Genomic DNA, 19,211 nt, shown 5'->3' with positions numbered 1-19,211 from the left:
ATAAAAATGCCGCTTTTGAATTGCCCTCTCCGTGACCTCCACAACTCACATCGCAATGAACCAAACCAATATAAACACCCAAAAGGCCAATAAATACGACGCCATCGTCATTGGCTCCGGGATGACCGGGGGAATCGCCGCCAAGGAGCTCACCCAAAAGGGACTCAAAGTGCTCATGCTCGAGCGTGGCCGCGAAATCAAACACCCCGAAGATTACGACACCGCGAACAAAGCTCCCTGGGAATTTGAACACCGCGGCAAGGTGCCCATCAATTCCGCCGAAGAATACTGGTCGAACAACCGCTTCGGCACCCTCGCCAATGAAGAAGCAGGCGCTTTTTTTACCAACGACAAACAAAACCCCTTCATCGAAAAACGGCCTTTCGACTGGATTCGGGCTTACCATACCGGAGGCAAATCCATGCACTGGGGTCGCCAATCTTACCGTTGGGGCAAACACGATTTTGAGGCCAACGCCAAGGAAGGGGTCGGCATCGATTGGCCAATTCGCTATGAAGACATTGCTCCCTGGTACAGCTACATCGAAAAATTTGTAGGCATCAGTGGTCAAAAGGAAGGCTGGGACATCATTCCCGACAGCGACTTCCTGCCGCCGATGGCCATGCTCCCGCCAGAAATCCACTTCAAAGACGCGGTGAAGAAAAAACTCAACCGCAAGGTAACCATTGGCCGGATTGCCAACCTCTCGCAGGCGCAACCCATCCATACCGCTCTGGGCCGCGCTTCCTGCCAGTACCGCAACAAATGCGCACGGGGCTGCCCACACGGCGGCTACTACAGCTCGATGGCTGGGGCCATTCCCGCTGCGGCGCAAACCAAACGCCTGACCATTCGGCACAATGCCATCGCCGAATCTTTGATATACGACGAAAAGAAACAAAAAGCTACGGGCGTCCGCGTCATCGATCAGGTGGACAAAACGGTAACCGATTATTTTGCCAAAATCATTTTTGTCACGGCGGGTTCGATGAACTCAGCTGCCTTGATGCTCAATTCCAAATCCAGCCGCTTTCCCAATGGCTTTGGTAACGATAGTGATCAGTTGGGGCGCAACGTGATGGATCACCACCTCGGTTCGGGCGCTACGGCCACAGTGGAAGGTTTTGAAGACGATTATTACTTTGGTTCCCGCCCAACGGGCTTGTACATTCCGCGCTTCCGCAACTGGGAGGGCGACAAACGCAAGGACTACCTGCGTGGCTTCGGTTACCAGGGTGGGGCCAGCCGCAGCAGTTGGAATAGGGGAGTAGGGATGGATGGCTTTGGTGCCGAGTTCAAAAAAAGCCTCACCGAACCTGGCGGCTGGACGCTCGGTTTTGGCGGCTTCGGTGAAATCCTGCCCGACCCCAATAACCGCATTTACCTCGATCCCGAGAAAAAAGACCAGTGGGGCATCCCAATGATCGTATTCGACGCCGCCTTCAGCGAAAATGACCTGGCCATGCGCCGCGACATCATGGTAGCTGGTGCCGAAATGTTGGAAGCGGCGGGTTTCAAAAACATCACGACCTACAATCGGGAAACCCACATGGGCCTGGGTATCCACGAAATGGGTACAGCCCGCATGGGCCACGATCCCAAAACCTCGGTGCTGAACAAGTACAACCAGGTGCATGCCTGCAAAAACGTGTTTGTAACCGATGGGGCTTGTATGGTGTCGGCTTCTTGTGTGAACCCTTCGCTGACGTATATGGCGATTACGGCGAGAGCGGCGGATTACGCGGTGGGGGAGTTGAAAAAAAGGAATTTGTAGGAAATTGTAGGCTGGCCCTCTTCGGGTGATGAGCACGGAGAAGGCCAGCAGATATTGACTCCGCTCTTGGCATATGAACTAGCCCTGAAAGGGCGACATCACTCCAAGAATGGGTACGGCCCATTCTAAGCTGTACATCGTCTGATAAATTAAGCAGCCCTGAAGGGGCGACATCACTCGGCGGGATTATGCCGCCCCTTCAGGGCTGACAGTGTGCAGAGGAGCGCGTGGTGCATGGGAGCCGAAAGGGCGCTGCCCTTCCTTGGTGAGATGACGCCCTTTCAGGGCTAGTAAGTAAGGTAGGAGACAAGGAATTGATAAAAGTTCAAGATTTAATTGAATGACCGAACAAAAATTAATCGAAAAGCTGATCCATTTAGGTCTTGATGCTTATTTTAAACAATTAAAACCCCATCTTCGCAATGCTATCCATCTTGAGATAAGTGCGCAACAGGAAAGTGATATTTCAATGGGCGCGAGTAAAATTGGTGGACTGCCCGACTTACCGGATACGCTGACTTGGCCAAGCGAAACGAGAATAAAAACAAAAAGGCAATTCTTTTTCTTTGGCAAAAAGACCATCGCTGCCGAAGCTAGGCCTCTTTCTTTCATCGCGCAGATAAATTTTGCTGAAATCAAACAACTTGATTTCGATGACTTGTTGCCAAGCCATGGCATAGCCTATTTTTTTTACTGTTCCGACCAAGACAGTTGGGGCTATGACCCTGCACAGAAAGACAAATTCAGGGTTTTGTTTTATGATGGGGATAGCTCAAATTTAAAGCGGATAAATTTTCCCTCCGACCTACCAGATTTTGGAAAATACAAACCTTGTCGAGTAGAAGCCAGCCAGGCAACAAGTTTACCGTCCCTTGAACTCATAGACAATATTTTTAAAGCTGAAAGAGACTTTCAATTTTACGAGCATTTCGAAGGACATGCTTTCATCAATAAAGTTCTAGGGCATGCCGACGTCATTCAAAATGAGATGGAGTTGGAATGTGAATTGGTTAGCAATGGCCTGTATTGTGGCGATTCTTCCGGATACAATAGCCCATTGGCTAAAATCCTGGAACCCAACGCAAAAAACTGGCGTTTACTCTTGCAAATTGATAGCAATGATGAAGCTGAGATGATGTGGGGAGATTCAGGAAGACTCTATTTTTGGATAAAAACTGAGGATTTAATTGAGCGAAGATTTGATCGGATGTGGATGATTTTGCAGTGTACCTGAGCTAGATAGAAAATGCAGCTGTGGACATTTCTCTAATTTTAGACAATTTAGGCTTTTTATTGTGCAAAATCAAGCTTGGTTCATCAAGCCTACTTCCTCGCCCGTAAGTCCGCCAAAAACCGTTCCAACTCCCCCTCATCAAAAAACAACACCTCTCTAGCCTTGCTGCCCTCACTTGGTCCCACGATGCCCATGGCTTCCAGCTGGTCCATAATCCGTCCTGCACGGTTGTAGCCCAGTTTCAGGCGGCGTTGAATCATAGAAGTTGAGCCGTGTTGGCTTTGTACAATCAGACGAGCAGAATCTTCAAACATTTCGTCCAGATCTGTGTATTTCAGGTCGCTTTGGCCTGGTGGCTCGTCGTCGCCGTAGTATTCAGGCAAGAAGTAAGGCTCAGGGTAACCCTGTTGTTTGGCAATAAAATCAATGGCTTCCTCCACTTCGGGCGTATCGATGAAGGCGCCTTGCAAGCGGATCATTTCACCACCTACGGAGAGCAACATGTCGCCGCGACCAATCAATTGTTCGGCGCCACCAGCGTCCAGGATGGTGCGGGAGTCTACTTTTGAAGTCACTTTGTAACCAATCCGCGCCGGGAAATTCGCCTTGATTACCCCGGTAATGATGTTCACCGAAGGGCGTTGCGTGGCGATCACCAGGTGAATACCCACCGCCCGCGCCAATTGCGCGAGGCGACCAATGGGCAGCTCCACCTCTTTGCCCGCTGTCATGATCAGGTCGGCAAACTCGTCGATGACCAGTACGATAAAGGGCAAAAACTTGTGGCCTTTTTGTGGATTCAGGCGGCGTTGTACAAACTTGTCGTTGTATTCCCGGATGTTCCGCGCCGAAGCTTTTTTCAACAAATCATAACGGTTGTCCATCTCAATGCACAAGGAATTGAGGGTGTGGATCACCTTGGTGGTATCCGTAATGATGGGTTCGTCCTGATTGGGCAAAAAGGCCAGGAAGTGGTTCTCCAGCTTGGCATAAGGGAACAATTCGACCTTTTTGGGGTCGATCAACACCAGTTTGACTTGCGAAGGGTGCTTTTTGTACAACAAGGAAATCAAAATGGAGTTGATCCCCACCGATTTACCTTGGCCCGTGGCGCCAGCCACCAGCAAGTGGGGCATTTTGGCCAGGTCAGCTACAAAAACTTCATTGGAAATGGTTTTCCCCAAGGCGATGGGCAAGTCCATTTTGGCCTTTTTGAACTTCTCGTGCATGAGTACCTCTTTCATCGAAACGATCTGTTTCTTTTTGTTGGGTACTTCAATACCGATGGTGCCCTTGCCCGGAATCGGAGCAATGATGCGGATACCCAGGGCCGAAAGGCTCAGGGCAATATCGTCTTCCAGGTTTTTGATGCGCGAAATGCGCACCCCTGGAGCAGGAATGATTTCGTATAAAGTGACCGTTGGCCCAATGGTGGCGCGGATTTTGGTGATCTCGATTTTATAGTGCAACAAGGTCTCGATGATCTGATCCTTGTTGGCTTCCAGTTCTTCCCGGTCAATCTCTACCTTTTGATCGGAATAGTCATTGAGCAGGGCCAGTACCGGGTGTTCATAAGAAGACAACTCTAGGGTAGGGTCGTATGGTTCGCTGTGGTCCGGGTTTTCTTCCTGGGCGAGGTCGAGCGGTTGCAGGTTTAGGTCGGGGGCGTTTTCCACGATGGGCTGGCGTTCTTGCGGCTCCGTAAAGCCCATTTCCAGTTCCAAATCTGCGGGGCTATTCGCTACCGGTGGTCGATTGGCAGCTTTAGCCAGATCAAAAGCCAGTTGGCCACCTTTTAGTGCAGGAACAGGCGGCATTTCCACATCGGGGAGGGGCATGTCTTCTTCCTCATCAAACTCATCACCTTCTTCTTGGCCATCTGCTGTACCTGTATTGGTGTTGATGCGTTTTTGGGCTTTAAGGCCAGGGCGTAGTTTTGCCTGCGCTTCTTGCAGGTTTCCAGGTTTGCCCCGTCGGAACAATTTCCCCTGAATCAGGGCTTCAAAGTAAAAATAGATTTCCTGCATGGCCTGACCAAAGGACAGTTGATCGAAATTGGGGTTGAAACGCCAAACGACCAAACCAAACGCAATGGTGCCAAACAAAACAATTTGTCCCGCAGTACCTACAAAGCGGTACAACCATTGATTGATCGTGTCCCCCAAAGCTCCCCCCCAGGGAAAACCAAAGGTGCCAAACAAAAACTCAAAAATCACCGATAAGAAGATCAACAATATAACGGTGTAACGAATTCGGCTGGTGAATCGGTACAGGGAAATGCGCCGGATCAGGGCGGTGCCCATCAGGACAAGCAGGTAAACCAACAAAAAAGAAGGTAAACCAAACAAGTAGTAAAAGAAAAAGTTGGATAAAATTGCACCCAGTCGTCCCAGCCAATTGGCCATTTCATAACGGCTGTCCAACAAACGTTCCCAGGAAAAGTGAAAAACACGATCCTGATCAATTTGCCAGGTGAACAGGTAGGAAGTAAATGCAATGAATAGGTAAAGGGCAAAAAACAACAATAGCACTCCCATCAGCTTAGGGATGCGTTCATCTTCTGTGAACCGGAGTGAAAGTTGTCCTTTTTTCTTTTTTGCCGCCATAATGAATAACTGTTGTGTGCTGCCAAGCAGTGTAAACGCAAAAATAATCCTATTTCAACAAAAAAAAATGTCTTGCAAATATTTGTTGGTAACAATTTTTTGTTTACCTTGCGTACAATTCGGCACTATTATTTTTAGAATTTAAATCACACTCCATGATTCGTGAAGATCGTATATCGTTGAATGAACGCTTCCGCAAGGTTTTTGACCTGCTGGTGGAACGTGGAGACATTCAGCCCAACGACCGCAGTGGCAAAGGTATCGGCGACTTTGCCCTCAAAATCCTTGGCAACCGAGCTTATGGCCACATCATCCGCGCGTTTCTCAATCCTGATGACAAGCGTTGTCTGGATTATCGTCATGCTCGAACATTATGCCGTGAATACGGAGTTAATGAATCTTACCTCATCGACGGATTGGGTACACCCTTTGGTTTTGACTTGCCCAAACCTTCTCCTGCTGATGAAGCAAACCTAAAGATAGGCAATATTTTGTTTACTTCAGAGGAAGCTTTTGCAGGTTCGACTGTAGGAAAAGATGGTTGGGCGGTTGAAGATATCGATTATTTCAATATTCCTGGCTTGGCTGGAGGTGGCTTGGTCGCTTTCCCCATCAAAGGAAACAGTATGGAACCCATCATTGCCAATGGTGACGTGGTGATCTGCCGCGAAATCCAAAGCATGAGTGAAGTACGGGACAACAAGATTTATGCCGTGAAACACAATGGCAGCATCTGGGTCAAACACGTACAAAAAATCACCGACCGCAATGGCCGCGTGACCCGCCTGAAAATGATTTCTTCCAATCACCTCGAACATGATCCCTTCACCGAAGATGTGAACGAACACACTCGTTTGTATCAGGTGATCCGGAAAATCAGTGAACTAGACTAATGGTAAATAATGAGTGATAAATGATGAGTGATGAATAACGAATTGTCAAGATCCCAAAGGGCAGACACAATTCCATTCATAACTCATCATTCATAACTCATCACTCTTTGTCTTGTCACCTCATACAGCACAATCCCTGCCGCCACTGACGCATTTAGAGAGTCAGTTTGTCCCAATTGAGGGATGATGAACCGTTCATCAGCCATTGCCGCCACGGCTGGGCTAATTCCTTCTGCTTCTGAACCAATCACCAGTGCCACCGGGATGGTCCAATCCAATTCTGCGAGGGACGAAGTTGCACTCAAATCACTGACGTAAACATTTACACCCGAGAGTTTGAGTAACTCAATGGCACCCACCATACTTTTTTCCCGACAAACGGGTATAATGGTCAAAGCACCTGCCGAGGTTTTGACCGCTTCGGCATTGACCTGAGCACTTTTTTTACTGGAAATTACAATGGCATGAGCACCAAAAACCTCTGCCGAACGAGCAATGGCACCGAAATTACGTACGTCAGTAATGCCATCTAACAATACGATTAAGGGAGTTTGCCCATTTTCAAAAACGGAGGGCAAGATGTCTTCCAGGCGTTGGAAAGGGATCGGCGAAATAAATGCAATGACCCCCTGGTGGTTGCCTCCAGCCAATTTATTGAGTCGTTCCTTCGGAACCACCTGCATTGGCACTTCATATTCTTTGGTCAGATGCCGGATTTCTTTTTCAAATTCGCCCCGAATCCCCTGCTGCATTACCACTTTATCCACGGGCCAACCTGAGCGGATGGCATCCACTACCGGGTGGCGCCCGTATACTATTTCGGAAAGCTTCTCAGCCATGATGAGTTTTGAATTGACGCCTTTTGGGCTTTTGACTGACAAATAAACTACTTTTTAATTGATCTACAGAACAAATCCACTTCTTTGTCCGTATCAAGCCTGATTGATTTATGTATTTTTGAGACTTTACGGTTTGAATACAACAAAGGATAAAAAATGATGAAAATCTCCGCTTTATTTTCCCCCTTCTGCTTGCTGGGCCTATTGAGCGTCGTGCAAGTTACCCAAGCGCAATCACTCGATGCTAGCCGTCAGGCACTGGCACACTTACAGGAAAACCAACAAAAATGGAAGCTTAGTCCCGAAGATCTGCAAGGATTAAAGGTAAGTCATACCTACCAAAGTGAGCACAATGGGGTAACCCACGTTTATTTTACCCAAACCCATGAGGGGATCGAGATCTACAATGCCATTTCTGGCATCCACCTCAAGGATGGCAAAGTGGTTTTTGTTGCTGATCGTTTTATTGCAGATGTGGCTTCCCGGGTAAATGTCCTCAAACCCAGCCTAAAACCCGAAAAGGCCCTACTTCGTGCAGCTGAAGACCTGGGTATGAATGAAAAAAGCAAGGACATTAAAGTGTTAAAAAGTGAAAAAAACCGCTCGGCAGAATTTGCCGGGGGGAATATTTCACGAACCAATATCCCGAGTCATCTGATGTATTATCCCGGTGTAGCTGGGCGTTTGCGCCTGGCCTGGGTGATGGAAATCCAGGACCCGCGCAGTTCAGATTACTGGATGACTTTTGTAGATGCCCAGACCGGGGCGGTGTTGGAGAAAGTCAACTACACCATTTCCTGTACCTTCCCTGGGCACAACCATTCGGCGCAACTCATTTCGGATGAATGCCTGCAAGAAGCTGGCTTGCAACGCATGAGCCTGCCCGCAAAAACCGAAACAGAGGAATTGCCTCCTTTCGCTGATGGCGCAAGCTACAATGTATTTGCCCTCCCCATCGAAAGTCCTTTGCATGGCTTGCGAAAAGTCGTCAGCAATCCTGCGGATGCCACTGCTTCTCCTTATGGCTGGCACGATACCAACGGTGTACCTGGTGCCGAATACACCATTACCAGAGGCAATAATACCTACTCCTATCTGGATCAGAATGCCGATAACCGGCCTGATACCATTGTGGTCGCCAATGGTGGTGCCAATCTCACTTTTAACTATTCCTTCAACACTAGCTTACAGCCTAGCAATTCACGGGCAGCGGCCATCACCCAGTTGTTTTACATGAACAACATGATGCACGATTTTACTTACCAATATGGATTCAACGAAGCAGCGGGTAACTTTCAACAAAACAACTACGGAAAAGGCGGCCGCCCCAATGATGCGGTTAACTCGGAAGCTCAGGATGGCACTGATACCAATAATGCCAACTTTGCTACTCCGGCAGATGGCAGCCCTCCCCGGATGCAAATGTTCATTTGGAACGCTTCCGCAGGCAATGCCTTTATTGATGCCCCTGCTGGTATCGCTGGAAAATACCCGGTGCGGGGTGCAAGTTTTGGTCAACGTTTGACCACTACCCCGGTTACTGCGGAAGTGGCGGTGGGCGTAGATGGATCGGGCGCAGCGAACCTGGGGTGCCAGACTTTGTTGAACCCCGCCAGCCTGAAAGGAAAAATTGTGCTGATCGATCGAGGCACCTGTACCTTTGAAACCAAAGCCAAAAACGCCCAAACTGCCGGAGCAGTGGCCTGCGTGGTTTGTAATTTTGAAAATACACTGCCTGGTGGTTTGGCTGACGACCCGACGATAAGTGGTGTGACCATCCCGGTGGTAGGTATGCGCTCCGGCGATTGTGAGTTGATGAAACAAGCGATGGCCAGAGAAAAAGTAGTGCTGACTTTGGTTGCACCTGCAATCACCGGCCCCGATTCGATTGATGCCAGTTTCGACAACGGCATCATTGCCCATGAGTACGGCCATGGCATCTCGACTCGTCTGACGGGAGGCCCCTCCGTCACCACTTGTTTGAATAACGACGAACAGATGGGTGAAGGCTGGAGCGATTTTTTTGCACTGGTCACTACCGTAACTCCGGGGCAAAACGGTAAAGCGGCTCGTGGAGTAGGCAATTATGTGCTTTATGAAGGCCTTGACGGAACAGGTATCCGCCGCTTGCCCTATTCCACCGACCTCAAAATAAACAATCAGGTTTACGACGATATCATTGGTACCAGTTTTCCACACCCGGTAGGTGAAGTATGGGCTGCCACCCTTTGGGATTTGTATTGGGCCATGGTCGACAAATATGGCTGGGATCCTGACTTGTACCGTGGTAAAGGGGGCAACAACCGCGCTATTCAACTGGTAATGGACGGCATGAAATTGCAAAACTGTAGCCCCGGCTTTATCGATGGCCGCAACGCGATCATTGCCGCCGACGCACTCAACAATGGTGGAGCCAATGAATGTTTGATCTGGGAGGTATTCGCCCGGCGCGGTTTGGGCTGGAGTGCGGACCAAGGTAGTACCGGCAACCGTAATGATGGTTTGCAAACCTTTGACAACCGCCCCGAATGCATCAAAACGCTGAAAGTTGAAAAATTGGTTGATGGCAACATCAGTGCTGGCGACACCATCAATGTGACGCTTCTCGCTTACAACCATAAAGATACGCCTGTAAATGCCGTAGTGCTGAATGACGAACTACCCAGTGGCCTGAGCTTGGTTACGGTATCCGTGGTGGGGTCCAATAAAACCACAGTGAGCAATGGAGTTGCCTCTTTTGAAATTGGAACCCTGGCTCCTGGCGCCAGTAAAATCATCCGCTACCTGGCCATTAGCAACCGCAACCGTCCTTCCATTCGGCAGGCACTAGATGACGTTGAAGGAACTAGTAGTATGTGGGCTAAATTGGCGATCGATGGCCAGGATACTTTCCGGATTACAGCAACCAAGTCTTTCCAGGGAACCAAATCCTGGACTGTTCCCGGTGGCCGGGTCTCCGTGGATCAGGCATTGTACCTGAAAGAACCCATTCGAATCAGTGGCACTCAGCCTGTACTGCGTTTTTATCAGGATTATAGCATTGAAAGTGCATTGGACGCAGGTATCGTGGAAATATCTACCAATGGAGGAAGCACCTGGCAGTACATCCCGGATAGCCTGATTTTCCGCAATAGTTACACCCGCCCAGTGGTTTACACTACCTTTTCGGTTCCACGGTTGCGGGGCTTCTCTGGTTCAACTGGTCAATTCGTACCTACTTACATCGACTTGAAGAAATATACCGGGCAGCAGGTTCAATTGCGCTTCCGTTTCGGTTCGAATGATGATCCATCGAATGGCCCGGTTCGCACCCAGGGTTGGTTTATCGACAACATCGAATTTATGGACCTGGTGAATTACAATGGTCAGGTATGCCTCACTACCGCTGAGGGTGATAAAGTGTGTGGCAAAGCTGCTTCTCGGGGCACGCTGGTAGAGCCAGGCTCCGTGGTGAGCTCCACCCGCGACCTGCAGAGCAACATCCGCATGAACATTTATCCGAATCCAACTGGTGATCAAATCAACGTTCAACTCGAAGGTTTACCCGCCGGGCGGGCCCAAGCCATTTTGTTGAGTACCGAAGGCCGGATTTTGCAAACTCAAACCATGCAAAACCGCAATGCCGATAGCCGTTTATTGGCCTTTGATCTTTCCAGTTTACCTGCCGGTATCTACCTGATGCAGGTGAAAGGTGAAGGGGTTAATCGGGTAGAAAAAGTGGTGAAGTATTAAGGTTGTGGAGTGAGTTCCCTGCAATGAGTACAGAGGGATTGCACAATTGCATCTAATATCTTGTAACCCGCCGCTTTATCGGCGGGGCTAAATGCATACCTACCCCTCATATCTAACATCTTTCCAGAGGCTTGTATCATGAAATTTTGTATGTGTAAACCTATGAAAAGATGTTAGATGTGAAGGGTGGGGGCGCTTGGATCCACCCGTTGAAACGGGCGGTTACAAGATGTTAGATGTGATTATTGCGTTGAAAATCACCAAAGCCACATTATTTTGGAAGACCCGGAAAATTAAGCACATATCGATGGCTAAATTTGACTTTTTTAATAGTTTTATGTTCCTTGTCGTCAACTAAAACAACTACAAAGAGTTGATTAGGGTCATGAAAGAGAAAAAATGGCAGCAATTATCAACCAAATACTTGTAATAATCTTAGCAACACAAATTATGAATGGTCAATCTATTGATATCTATTACCCATTTGGTGATTTGAGCCCAAATGAAGTGGACGGTTTCGGAGGTGAATATGCAAATGAAATTATGATAATAACTGGGATTGTTTCAGGAGAAAATCAAGCAGGTCATGCAGGAAGCAAAGGATACACAACGCATATCATTGACTTACAAAAATGGAAATTAAATGGAGTACTCCAGTCCGAAAAATTGGTAGTTTTCCGCCCAATCGAAAGTAATCGAGATTTCTTTCACGAAATTCCTAAGTATTCAATAGTAAAACTTAAAGTATTTTTGAACGAGGAAAAGAATAGGTCAGTATTGATCTCTGGAGAATTTATTCTAAACCCAGAGAGTGATTTTATTGAAATGAAAGAGGAACTACAAAAACCTGTGTTTCTCAAAATCGACAATTTTAACCATTTTCAATTAAACAAAGACATTAATGTGTTTGAAGGAAATATCGAATGGAATAACGAGCAAATTAGGTTTGTCATTCAAGTTGAAAAAGAAGCAGAAATTACAGACGAAATCAAAACAATAAAAACACTTCTTGCTAGCCAAACAGAATGGAAAAAAAGGGTTGATGATTATGCAGTAAAAGAGTTATTGCCTTTAAAAAATGAATCGTGGTTAGAAGAAAATGAAAAACCATGGAGTAAAGAGAGATTTTTGAAGACTTACAAACTGGAAAGTATTTGGATTTCAAAGGATGGACAATTTCAATTTTGGCATGAAGACGGTGATATTTTCTGGGGACATTCAATCTTAATCGAAGGAACAATTAAACAAGGGCCAAATTATGCTGATATACCTGGATAAGAAAAGCATATAGGCACTAACAATTAACAATAATGTCCATGTCCCCTGTGTGACAGCACATGAGTAGCCAAACCGTCAAGCGCAATTCAACCCACCTCATTTTGGACTATACCTCCAGAAAAGTTGCAAGTTCAATTTTTTATCAATAACTTTGAATTTCAAAGTACTTTTATTTATTCAAACCCACCACCATGAAAATCGACATCATCATCGCCTACATCCAGCGCTACGAGTTCGGCCACGAGAAAGATTTTGTCCCACCCATCACGGGCATTCATTTGGCTGCCCTTACTCCTGCAAAACACCACGTGCGGGTCATTCACCAACAAGTGGAAGCCATTGATTACAATTCCGACGCCGATTTGATCGCCATTTCTTTTTTCAGTGGTTTTGCCAATGCCGCCTTTCAGTTGGCCAATGCATTCAAGCAGCGCAACAAGATGGTCATTGGTGGTGGGCCGCACGTGACCTACAACGAGGAAGAATCCCTGCAATACTTCGATGCAATCGCCACCGGGGAGGTGGAAAATGTGTGGGAGTTGATCTTGCAGGACGCAGAAAAAGGCGTGCTAAAAGACATCTACCGGGGCACCCCCTGCGACATGAAAGATCTGCCCACCCCTCGGTATGATTTGTTGCCAAATAAATTTTTCATCAAAAAAGTACTCCAAGCCACCCGCGGTTGCCCTTTCACCTGTACCTTTTGCACCGTACCCTCACTGAATCCAGGCTTCCGATTGCGCCCGATTGAAGATGTGATCCGGGATGCTGCTTACGATGATTTTCCGTATTGGTGGCAAAGAAAAGTAGTCTGGTTTTGGGACGATAACCTGACCATCCGCAGGCCTTACATCAAAGCCTTGCTCAAAGAAATGATCCCCTTAAAAAAGTGGTGGCTGACCCAGGCCAGTATGGACATCGCCAAGGATGCGGAGTTGTTGGATTTGATGAAAGCCTCGGGTTGCATCGGGGTGTTCTTGGGCATTGAATCCTTTGGCCAGGAATCATTGAAGGATGCCAACAAGCGCCAAAACAAAATTGAACATTACAAAACGGCGGTGAGCGAAATCAGGAAAAGAGGCATTGCGGTTATGTCCGGCTTCATCGCAGGATTTGACCATGACGATTATTCCAACATCGTAAGTATGGCGGATGAACTCATGAAAATAGGCATCGATGTGCCTTTTTTGAGCATTATGACCCCCTTCAAAGGCACCAGCCTGTATGAACAACTGAAGGAAGAAAATCGAATGTTGGACGACCGGGGCTGGAATTTTTACAATGGCTACAATGTCGCTTTTCAACCCAAAAACCTCACTCCATTGGCCTTGTTGCAGGCGCATCGGGACTTGTGGAAACGCAGTTTTAGTTTTAAAAACTCATTCATCAGAATCATTCGGGGCCTTCGCTTGCGCAGAGGAGCCTTTTTATTGACCTTTTTTATGAACAGCTTTTATTGTTTAAAAAAATTGCGCGGCAACTATCCGATTGATATGTCTAAAAGAGCTGCGGGTAAGGTATTGCCACTGAGGGAGCCTCAATACTTCGAGGCCACTGAACTGGGCGGCGGCATCTAGCCCAGCCCTCTTCACAAACGAACACAACTGTTCAAAACTGAACGCTTTTTAGTTGATTGAATGGCGTTAATTTTCTGATAAACAGAAGAATGGGTGATTGGTACAAAATTTGGTACAGAACCTTCTAGTTCTCACCCTTCGGTGCCTGCTTTATCGTCCTAAATAAATAACGCCATGCTGAAAAGCTATTTAAAAATCGCTATACGCGATCTTTTGAAACAAAAAGGACTTTCCTTTATCAATGTCCTGAGCCTGAGCATCGGTTTAGCTTGTTTTACCCTTTTGCTGCTTTTTGCAGTCAATGAGTTCAATTACGACCGCTTTCATGCCGACAACGAGCGCATTTTCAGGATGTATCGCTGGACGGAAGCCATGAACGATGAAGGAACTGAGGGTGATCCCTATCTACCAGTGCCGTTGGGGCCAGCACTGAAGACAGATTTCCCGGACGTAGAAAACTATGCCCGTTTCCGGGAGCCCTGGGGCGAAAGTTTTGTGCGGGTCAATGGCACGGTTTCCCGTTTGAACATCTGTTTTGCCGATCCACAGTTTTTGGATGTGTTTAGCTTCCCACTGGAGTACGGCTATAAGGCCAAAGCATTGTCGGAACTCAACAATATCGTGTTGACCAAAACAATCGCCTTGAAACTCTTCGGCGAACCCAATCCCATTGGGCGGGTACTGGAAGTCAAAATGGAAACGGACTTTGAGCCCTTTGTCGTAACTGCAGTTGCTCAGGACATGCCCTCGAATACCAGCATTCAATTTGAAGCCATTGGCAATTTTGATAAAGTACTGGCCGCGCCCAATATGATCGAGCGCAAAGCGAGTTGGAACCATTCTGCCTACTTCACTTTTGTCAAGCTGCGTGAGGGAAGTGGCCTGGCTACGGATAAAAAACGCCTCTTGCAGTTTCGCCAAAAATACTACCCTGGGGAGGAGAAAGAATTGCGCGCCAATGGTTTTTGGAAAGGTAAAGGCGCTCCGGTGACCTATGGCCTGCAACCCTTGCGCGCCATGCATACCCAGACCCTGGTGGGCGGCGGCCAGGTGCCCCCGATCGAACCCCGTAGCATCTGGATTTTGCTTGGCATTGCTGCCGGTATTTTGGCGATTGCGGGCATCAACTTTACCACTTTGTCAATCGGTCGTTCGGCTGCACGGGCGCGGGAAGTAGGCGTACGCAAGGTGATGGGCAGCGGAAGAACAGCCCTGATCGGGCAATTTTTGGTGGAATCAGTGCTACTGGCGAGTATTTCCGCCTTGCTGGGGCTGTTGTTGATGCGTTTGATGCTGCCGATGTTCAACCAATTGGCCGACCGGCAACTGGTTTTTTCCTTCCGGCAATTTCCTGAGTTGATGTGGATGCTCGGTGGCTTGGTGCTCCTGACCGGGCTTTTGGCGGGTAGTTACCCTGCGGTGGTTTTGTCGGGGTTCCGGCCGGTAGAAATTCTGAAAAGTAAAATTCGCCTGGGCGGTGCCAATTTTTTTACCAAGTCTTTGGTTACGGGGCAGTTTGTATTATCGATTGGTTTGATCGTTTCGACCCTGGTGATTTTGCGCCAATTGGATTTTATGCGTTCAAAAAATCCGGGCTTCAATCGAGAAAATGTGGTGGTGGTGGACGCGAGCGATACCGATTCAGAGCGGATTTTTCCTTTGTTCAAACAGGCCGCGAATGCCCGCCCGGAGGTCATTGGGGTAGCAGGCTCGGAGCTTGGCCTGGGGGCGGAGCAAGGTTGGAGCCGTTCGGGTTGGGTGCACGACAACGTTCACCGGGAAGTGTACGAGTACTTTGTCGATGCCGACTTCATTAAGGTTTTGAACATGCAAATCGTGGCTGGGCGCAATTTTGACCCTCAATTTGCCATGGACACCATCAACTCGGTGGTCATCAATGAAAGTATGGTGCGCTACTTCGGCTGGACGCCCGAAACAGCCATCGGGCAACAACTGCTGGGATATTACGAAGACCCATCAAACCCTCAGCCTACGGTGGTCGGCGTGGTCAAAGATTTCCATTTTTTGACGATGAAGGTGGGAGTGGAGCCCCAGATGTTTCACCAATTTCCGAGTTATGTACCCTTTAAATATTTTGTGCGCATTCATCCTGGCAACCCTGCTCCGGCTTTGGCCGCCTTGCAGCAGGAGTGGAAAAAACTGGAACCAACGCTACCTTTCAAATACAGTTTCCTCGATCAAAACCTCAACGATTTTTACCAATCCGAAGCCCGTTTGGGCCGCATCATTTCCTGGGCGGGTGGCATCTCCATTTTCCTGGCTTGTCTGGGTTTGTTTGGACTGGCGACTTTGTCGGTGTTGAACCGCACCAAAGAAATTGGCATCCGCAAAGTGCTCGGTGCCTCCATTGCCGGACTGACGTCTTTGCTTGCCAAAGACTTCCTCCAATTGGTGGTGATCGCCATCTTGATTGCTTCACCCCTGGCCTGGTACTTCATGAACCAATGGCTGGCCGATTTTGCCAACCGCATCGAGTTGCAATGGTGGATGTTTGTACTGGCAGGTGCAGCGGCAGTAGGTATCGCGTTTTTGACGGTGAGTTTCCAAAGTGTAAAGGCTGCGTTGACGAATCCGGTGAAGAGTTTGCGCAGTGAATAATTCTTTTTGATCCAATAAAAATCAAGTCATGCTCAAGAGTTACCTAATCATCGTTTGGAGAAACTTGCTCAAAAATAAGCTTTACACCGGGCTTAATGTGGCAGGATTGACCTTTGGCATGACTTGTTTTTTGTTCATTGCCCTTTTTGTATTTGACGAACTCACTTTTGACCAACAGCACAGCAATGCCGGGCAAATTTTCCGCGTAGTTGAACACAAAAACGTGAAAGGCGAGGCAACCACCATTGCCGCAGCAGGTTTGATGCTGGCTGTACAAGCCCCAAAAAGCATTCCCGAGGTGGTCAATACGACGAGGATGCAACGAGCTGGCCGGGCCAATCTGGTCAATCCCGAAAATCCGGTGAATTTTCAGGAAACGGTAACCATTGCTGATGGCAACTTTTTAAGTGTATTTGATTTTCCACTGGTTTTGGGCGATAGAAAAACAGCCTTGAAAGAGCCTAATTCGATCCTGATTACCGAAGATTTGGCCATGCGGCTTTTTGGGAAAATTGAAGTTTTGGGTAAAACGCTGGAATGGAGTCATTTGGACACGCCTTTAAAAATTACGGGCGTCCTGAAAAATCACCCAAGTAACTCCAGTTTTACCTTCAGCAACGTCATGTCGGATGCCACTCATGAAAATTTTGATTTCAGAAAAGAATTCGATCTATCCGATTGGTTGTCCAATAGTTTTTCGGTGTACATGCAGTTAAAACCGGATGCAAACCCTGAAAACGTTGCTACTAAACTGAAAAAAATGGTGCTCGACCATTTCCAACCAGAACCAGGCACGAGCTTTTCATTCAGCCTACAGCCTCTTGCGGACATGCACCTGAAATCTGAAAACATCGTGGATGGGGCCAGGAACAGCAACGTGGACGCCATCCCCCAAGGAAATCCTTTTTACATCAAAATATTTGCTTTGGTGGCCTGTTTTATCTTGCTGATCGCGGGCATCAATTACATGAACCTGGCTACGGCGCGAGCTACCAATCGTGCAAAGGAAGTGGGCGTACGGAAATCCATTGGTGCCGAGCGGAGAAATTTGATCACCCAGTTTTTGTTGGAAGCGGGGATAGTTTCCGCCTTTTCTTTTGTACTGGCTATTTTTTTGGTCAATGTTTTACTGCCCTCCTTCAATACCTTTACCCACAAAGGTTTATCGCTTGGTTTTGGCACCGATTACCGCATCTGGTTGATGGCTATTTCGGCTACAGTCTTGATCAGTTTGTTGTCGGGAACCTATCCGGCGCTCTTGCTCTCTGGTTTAAAACCCATGATCTTATTGCGCGGCATTAAGGTCAAAAGTGGGGATAGTATGAACCTTCGAAAAGGTCTGGTCGTCATGCAGTTTGCCATTTCAACGCTGATGATCATTGTTACGATTATCCTTTACCAGCAAGTCCGGTTTTTGAACAATACCCATTTAGGTTTCAACAAGGAGCTCATGGTGGTCATTGATGTCAATACCTCAACGGCAAGGGAGCGTTGTGAGACCATCAAGGCCGAAATGAGCAAAATACCCAGCGTAAAAAGTGTGTCGCTTAGCTCCAGGGTGCCCGGTGAATGGAAGACTTACCGCCGGGTGAAAGTCCACAATCAGGGCCAATCACAGGATCAAAAAGAAGCTTATTACTTTGCGGTGGACAAAGATTTTATGAACACCTTCGATGTACAACTTTTGAATGGAAGGAATTTTGACAAGCTCCAGGATTCCAGCTCGGTCATCCTCAATGAAACTGCCGCAAAATTGATGAACATTACCGAAGCTTCTGGCCAGATCGTGGCCATCCCTGCAGTAGCCGGAGATGGGGCTTTCAGCCCACTTGATGAGAACAATACCGTGTTTAGACCAAGGGTAGTGGGCATTGTAAAGGATTTTCACTTTCAGTCCTTACGAGACAAAATTGAACCTTTGGTATTGTCCTACATCAGGAATCCCATCCATAGTGTTGATTATTACACGGCCAGAATTGAGCCTACTGCGATCCAAAGCACCCTGGAACAATTGAAGTCAATTATGGTCAAGGCGGACAAAGAAGAACCCTTTGAATACCATTTTTTGGACGAACAATTGGCCCTGTTTTATGCTGAAGATGCCCGCCGCCAAACCTTGATGATCTGGGCCGCACTGGCCACCATTTTTATTGCCTGCCTGGGACTGTTCGGTTTGGCTACCTATTCGGCAGAGCAAAGAACCAAAGAAATTGGGGTAAGAAAAGTACTAGGTGCCACGGTGTTGAACCTTAGCTCTATGCTGTCAAAAGACTTTTTGAAATTGGTCCTTGTAGCCAATGTCATTGCTTTGCCGATCGCCTTTTGGGGTGGCAAACAATTGCTGCAAGAGTACTCGTACCACATTGAAATCAAATGGTGGGTGTTCGTAGTGGCAGTGCTGGTGACGGTAGTGATTGCGTTGGTAACGGTGAGTTATCAGGCGCTGAGGGCGGCGTTGTTGGATCCTGTGAAGAGTTTGAGGAGCGAGTAGGAAATGACTTGCGGCAAGTTAATTGCCAAATAATTAAAGGTATATGTACAATCTGAAACCCCGCCCCGAAAGTTTTAGACTTTCGGGGCGGTTGAGCAACGCGCTATTTCGCTGCTTTACCACCCCGAAGGTCTAAAACCTTCGGGGTGGGGTTCTGAATTTGTGCGC

The 19,211-nt window shown here is 47.7% G+C and carries 10 protein-coding genes; 8 read left to right on the top strand and 2 right to left on the bottom strand.

The genetic code is table 11. The annotated features are described in order from the left end of the window. The first annotated feature begins 55 nt into the window (after window positions 1–55). Together ACO08K_RS13065 and ACO08K_RS13060 are read left to right on the top strand one after the other, a co-directional pair. Window positions 56–1,774 carry a GMC oxidoreductase gene (locus ACO08K_RS13065; RefSeq protein ID WP_421796845.1) on the top strand — a complete coding sequence of 573 codons (1,719 nt, stop codon included), beginning with the start codon at window positions 56–58 and terminating at the stop codon, window positions 1,772–1,774. A 340-nt stretch (window positions 1,775–2,114) separates the two neighbouring features. Next, window positions 2,115–3,008 (top strand): YwqG family protein, encoded by an 894-nt coding sequence (locus tag ACO08K_RS13060; RefSeq protein WP_421796844.1) that lies wholly within the window; start codon window positions 2,115–2,117, stop codon window positions 3,006–3,008. Between the two features lie 89 nt (window positions 3,009–3,097). Here ACO08K_RS13060 and ACO08K_RS13055 read toward each other — a convergent pair whose 3' ends face one another. After that, window positions 3,098–5,614, bottom strand: coding sequence for a DNA translocase FtsK 4TM domain-containing protein (locus tag ACO08K_RS13055; protein WP_421796843.1), 2,517 nt, complete (start codon window positions 5,612–5,614; stop codon window positions 3,098–3,100). Between the two features lie 155 nt (window positions 5,615–5,769). Here ACO08K_RS13055 and ACO08K_RS13050 point away from each other — a divergent pair, with 155 nt between their 5' ends. Next, a complete protein-coding gene (locus ACO08K_RS13050) occupies window positions 5,770–6,507 on the top strand; it encodes a S24 family peptidase (protein ID WP_421796842.1) in 738 nt (245 codons plus the stop codon). An 86-nt stretch (window positions 6,508–6,593) separates the two neighbouring features. On the opposite strand, the gene rlmB is transcribed toward ACO08K_RS13050, so the two are convergent. Continuing rightward, window positions 6,594–7,346 (bottom strand): 23S rRNA (guanosine(2251)-2'-O)-methyltransferase RlmB, encoded by a 753-nt coding sequence (gene rlmB / locus ACO08K_RS13045; protein ID WP_421796841.1) that lies wholly within the window; start codon window positions 7,344–7,346, stop codon window positions 6,594–6,596. A gap of 156 nt (window positions 7,347–7,502) precedes the next feature. On the opposite strand from rlmB, the gene ACO08K_RS13040 reads away from it, so the two are divergent. The 5 genes from ACO08K_RS13040 (at window position 7,503) to ACO08K_RS13020 (ending at window position 19,043) form a co-directional block, all read left to right on the top strand. Continuing rightward, entirely contained in the window at window positions 7,503–11,078 is a 3,576-nt protein-coding gene (locus ACO08K_RS13040; protein ID WP_421796840.1) for a T9SS-dependent M36 family metallopeptidase, read from the top strand. Window positions 11,079–11,477: 399 nt separating this feature from the next. Beyond that, window positions 11,478–12,356: a DUF2262 domain-containing protein gene (locus ACO08K_RS13035; protein WP_421796839.1), complete on the top strand. Its 879-nt coding sequence runs from the start codon at window positions 11,478–11,480 to the stop codon at window positions 12,354–12,356. A 191-nt stretch (window positions 12,357–12,547) separates the two neighbouring features. Then, a complete protein-coding gene (locus tag ACO08K_RS13030) occupies window positions 12,548–13,933 on the top strand; it encodes a B12-binding domain-containing radical SAM protein (protein ID WP_421796838.1) in 1,386 nt (461 codons plus the stop codon). A 174-nt stretch (window positions 13,934–14,107) separates the two neighbouring features. Continuing rightward, on the top strand, window positions 14,108–16,552 hold the full coding sequence (locus ACO08K_RS13025) for an ABC transporter permease (RefSeq protein WP_421796837.1): 2,445 nt from the start codon (window positions 14,108–14,110) through the stop codon (window positions 16,550–16,552). A gap of 28 nt (window positions 16,553–16,580) precedes the next feature. Then, window positions 16,581–19,043: an ABC transporter permease gene (locus tag ACO08K_RS13020; RefSeq protein ID WP_421796836.1), complete on the top strand. Its 2,463-nt coding sequence runs from the start codon at window positions 16,581–16,583 to the stop codon at window positions 19,041–19,043. The last annotated feature ends 168 nt before the right edge of the window (window positions 19,044–19,211 follow it).

The sequence above is a fragment of the Haliscomenobacter sp. genome, assembly GCF_965225875.1.
Taxonomy (GTDB): Bacteria; Bacteroidota; Bacteroidia; order Chitinophagales; family Saprospiraceae; genus Haliscomenobacter.
Note: the sequence above shows the minus strand (reverse complement) of the source record. Positions and strands in the feature narration are given on the sequence as shown.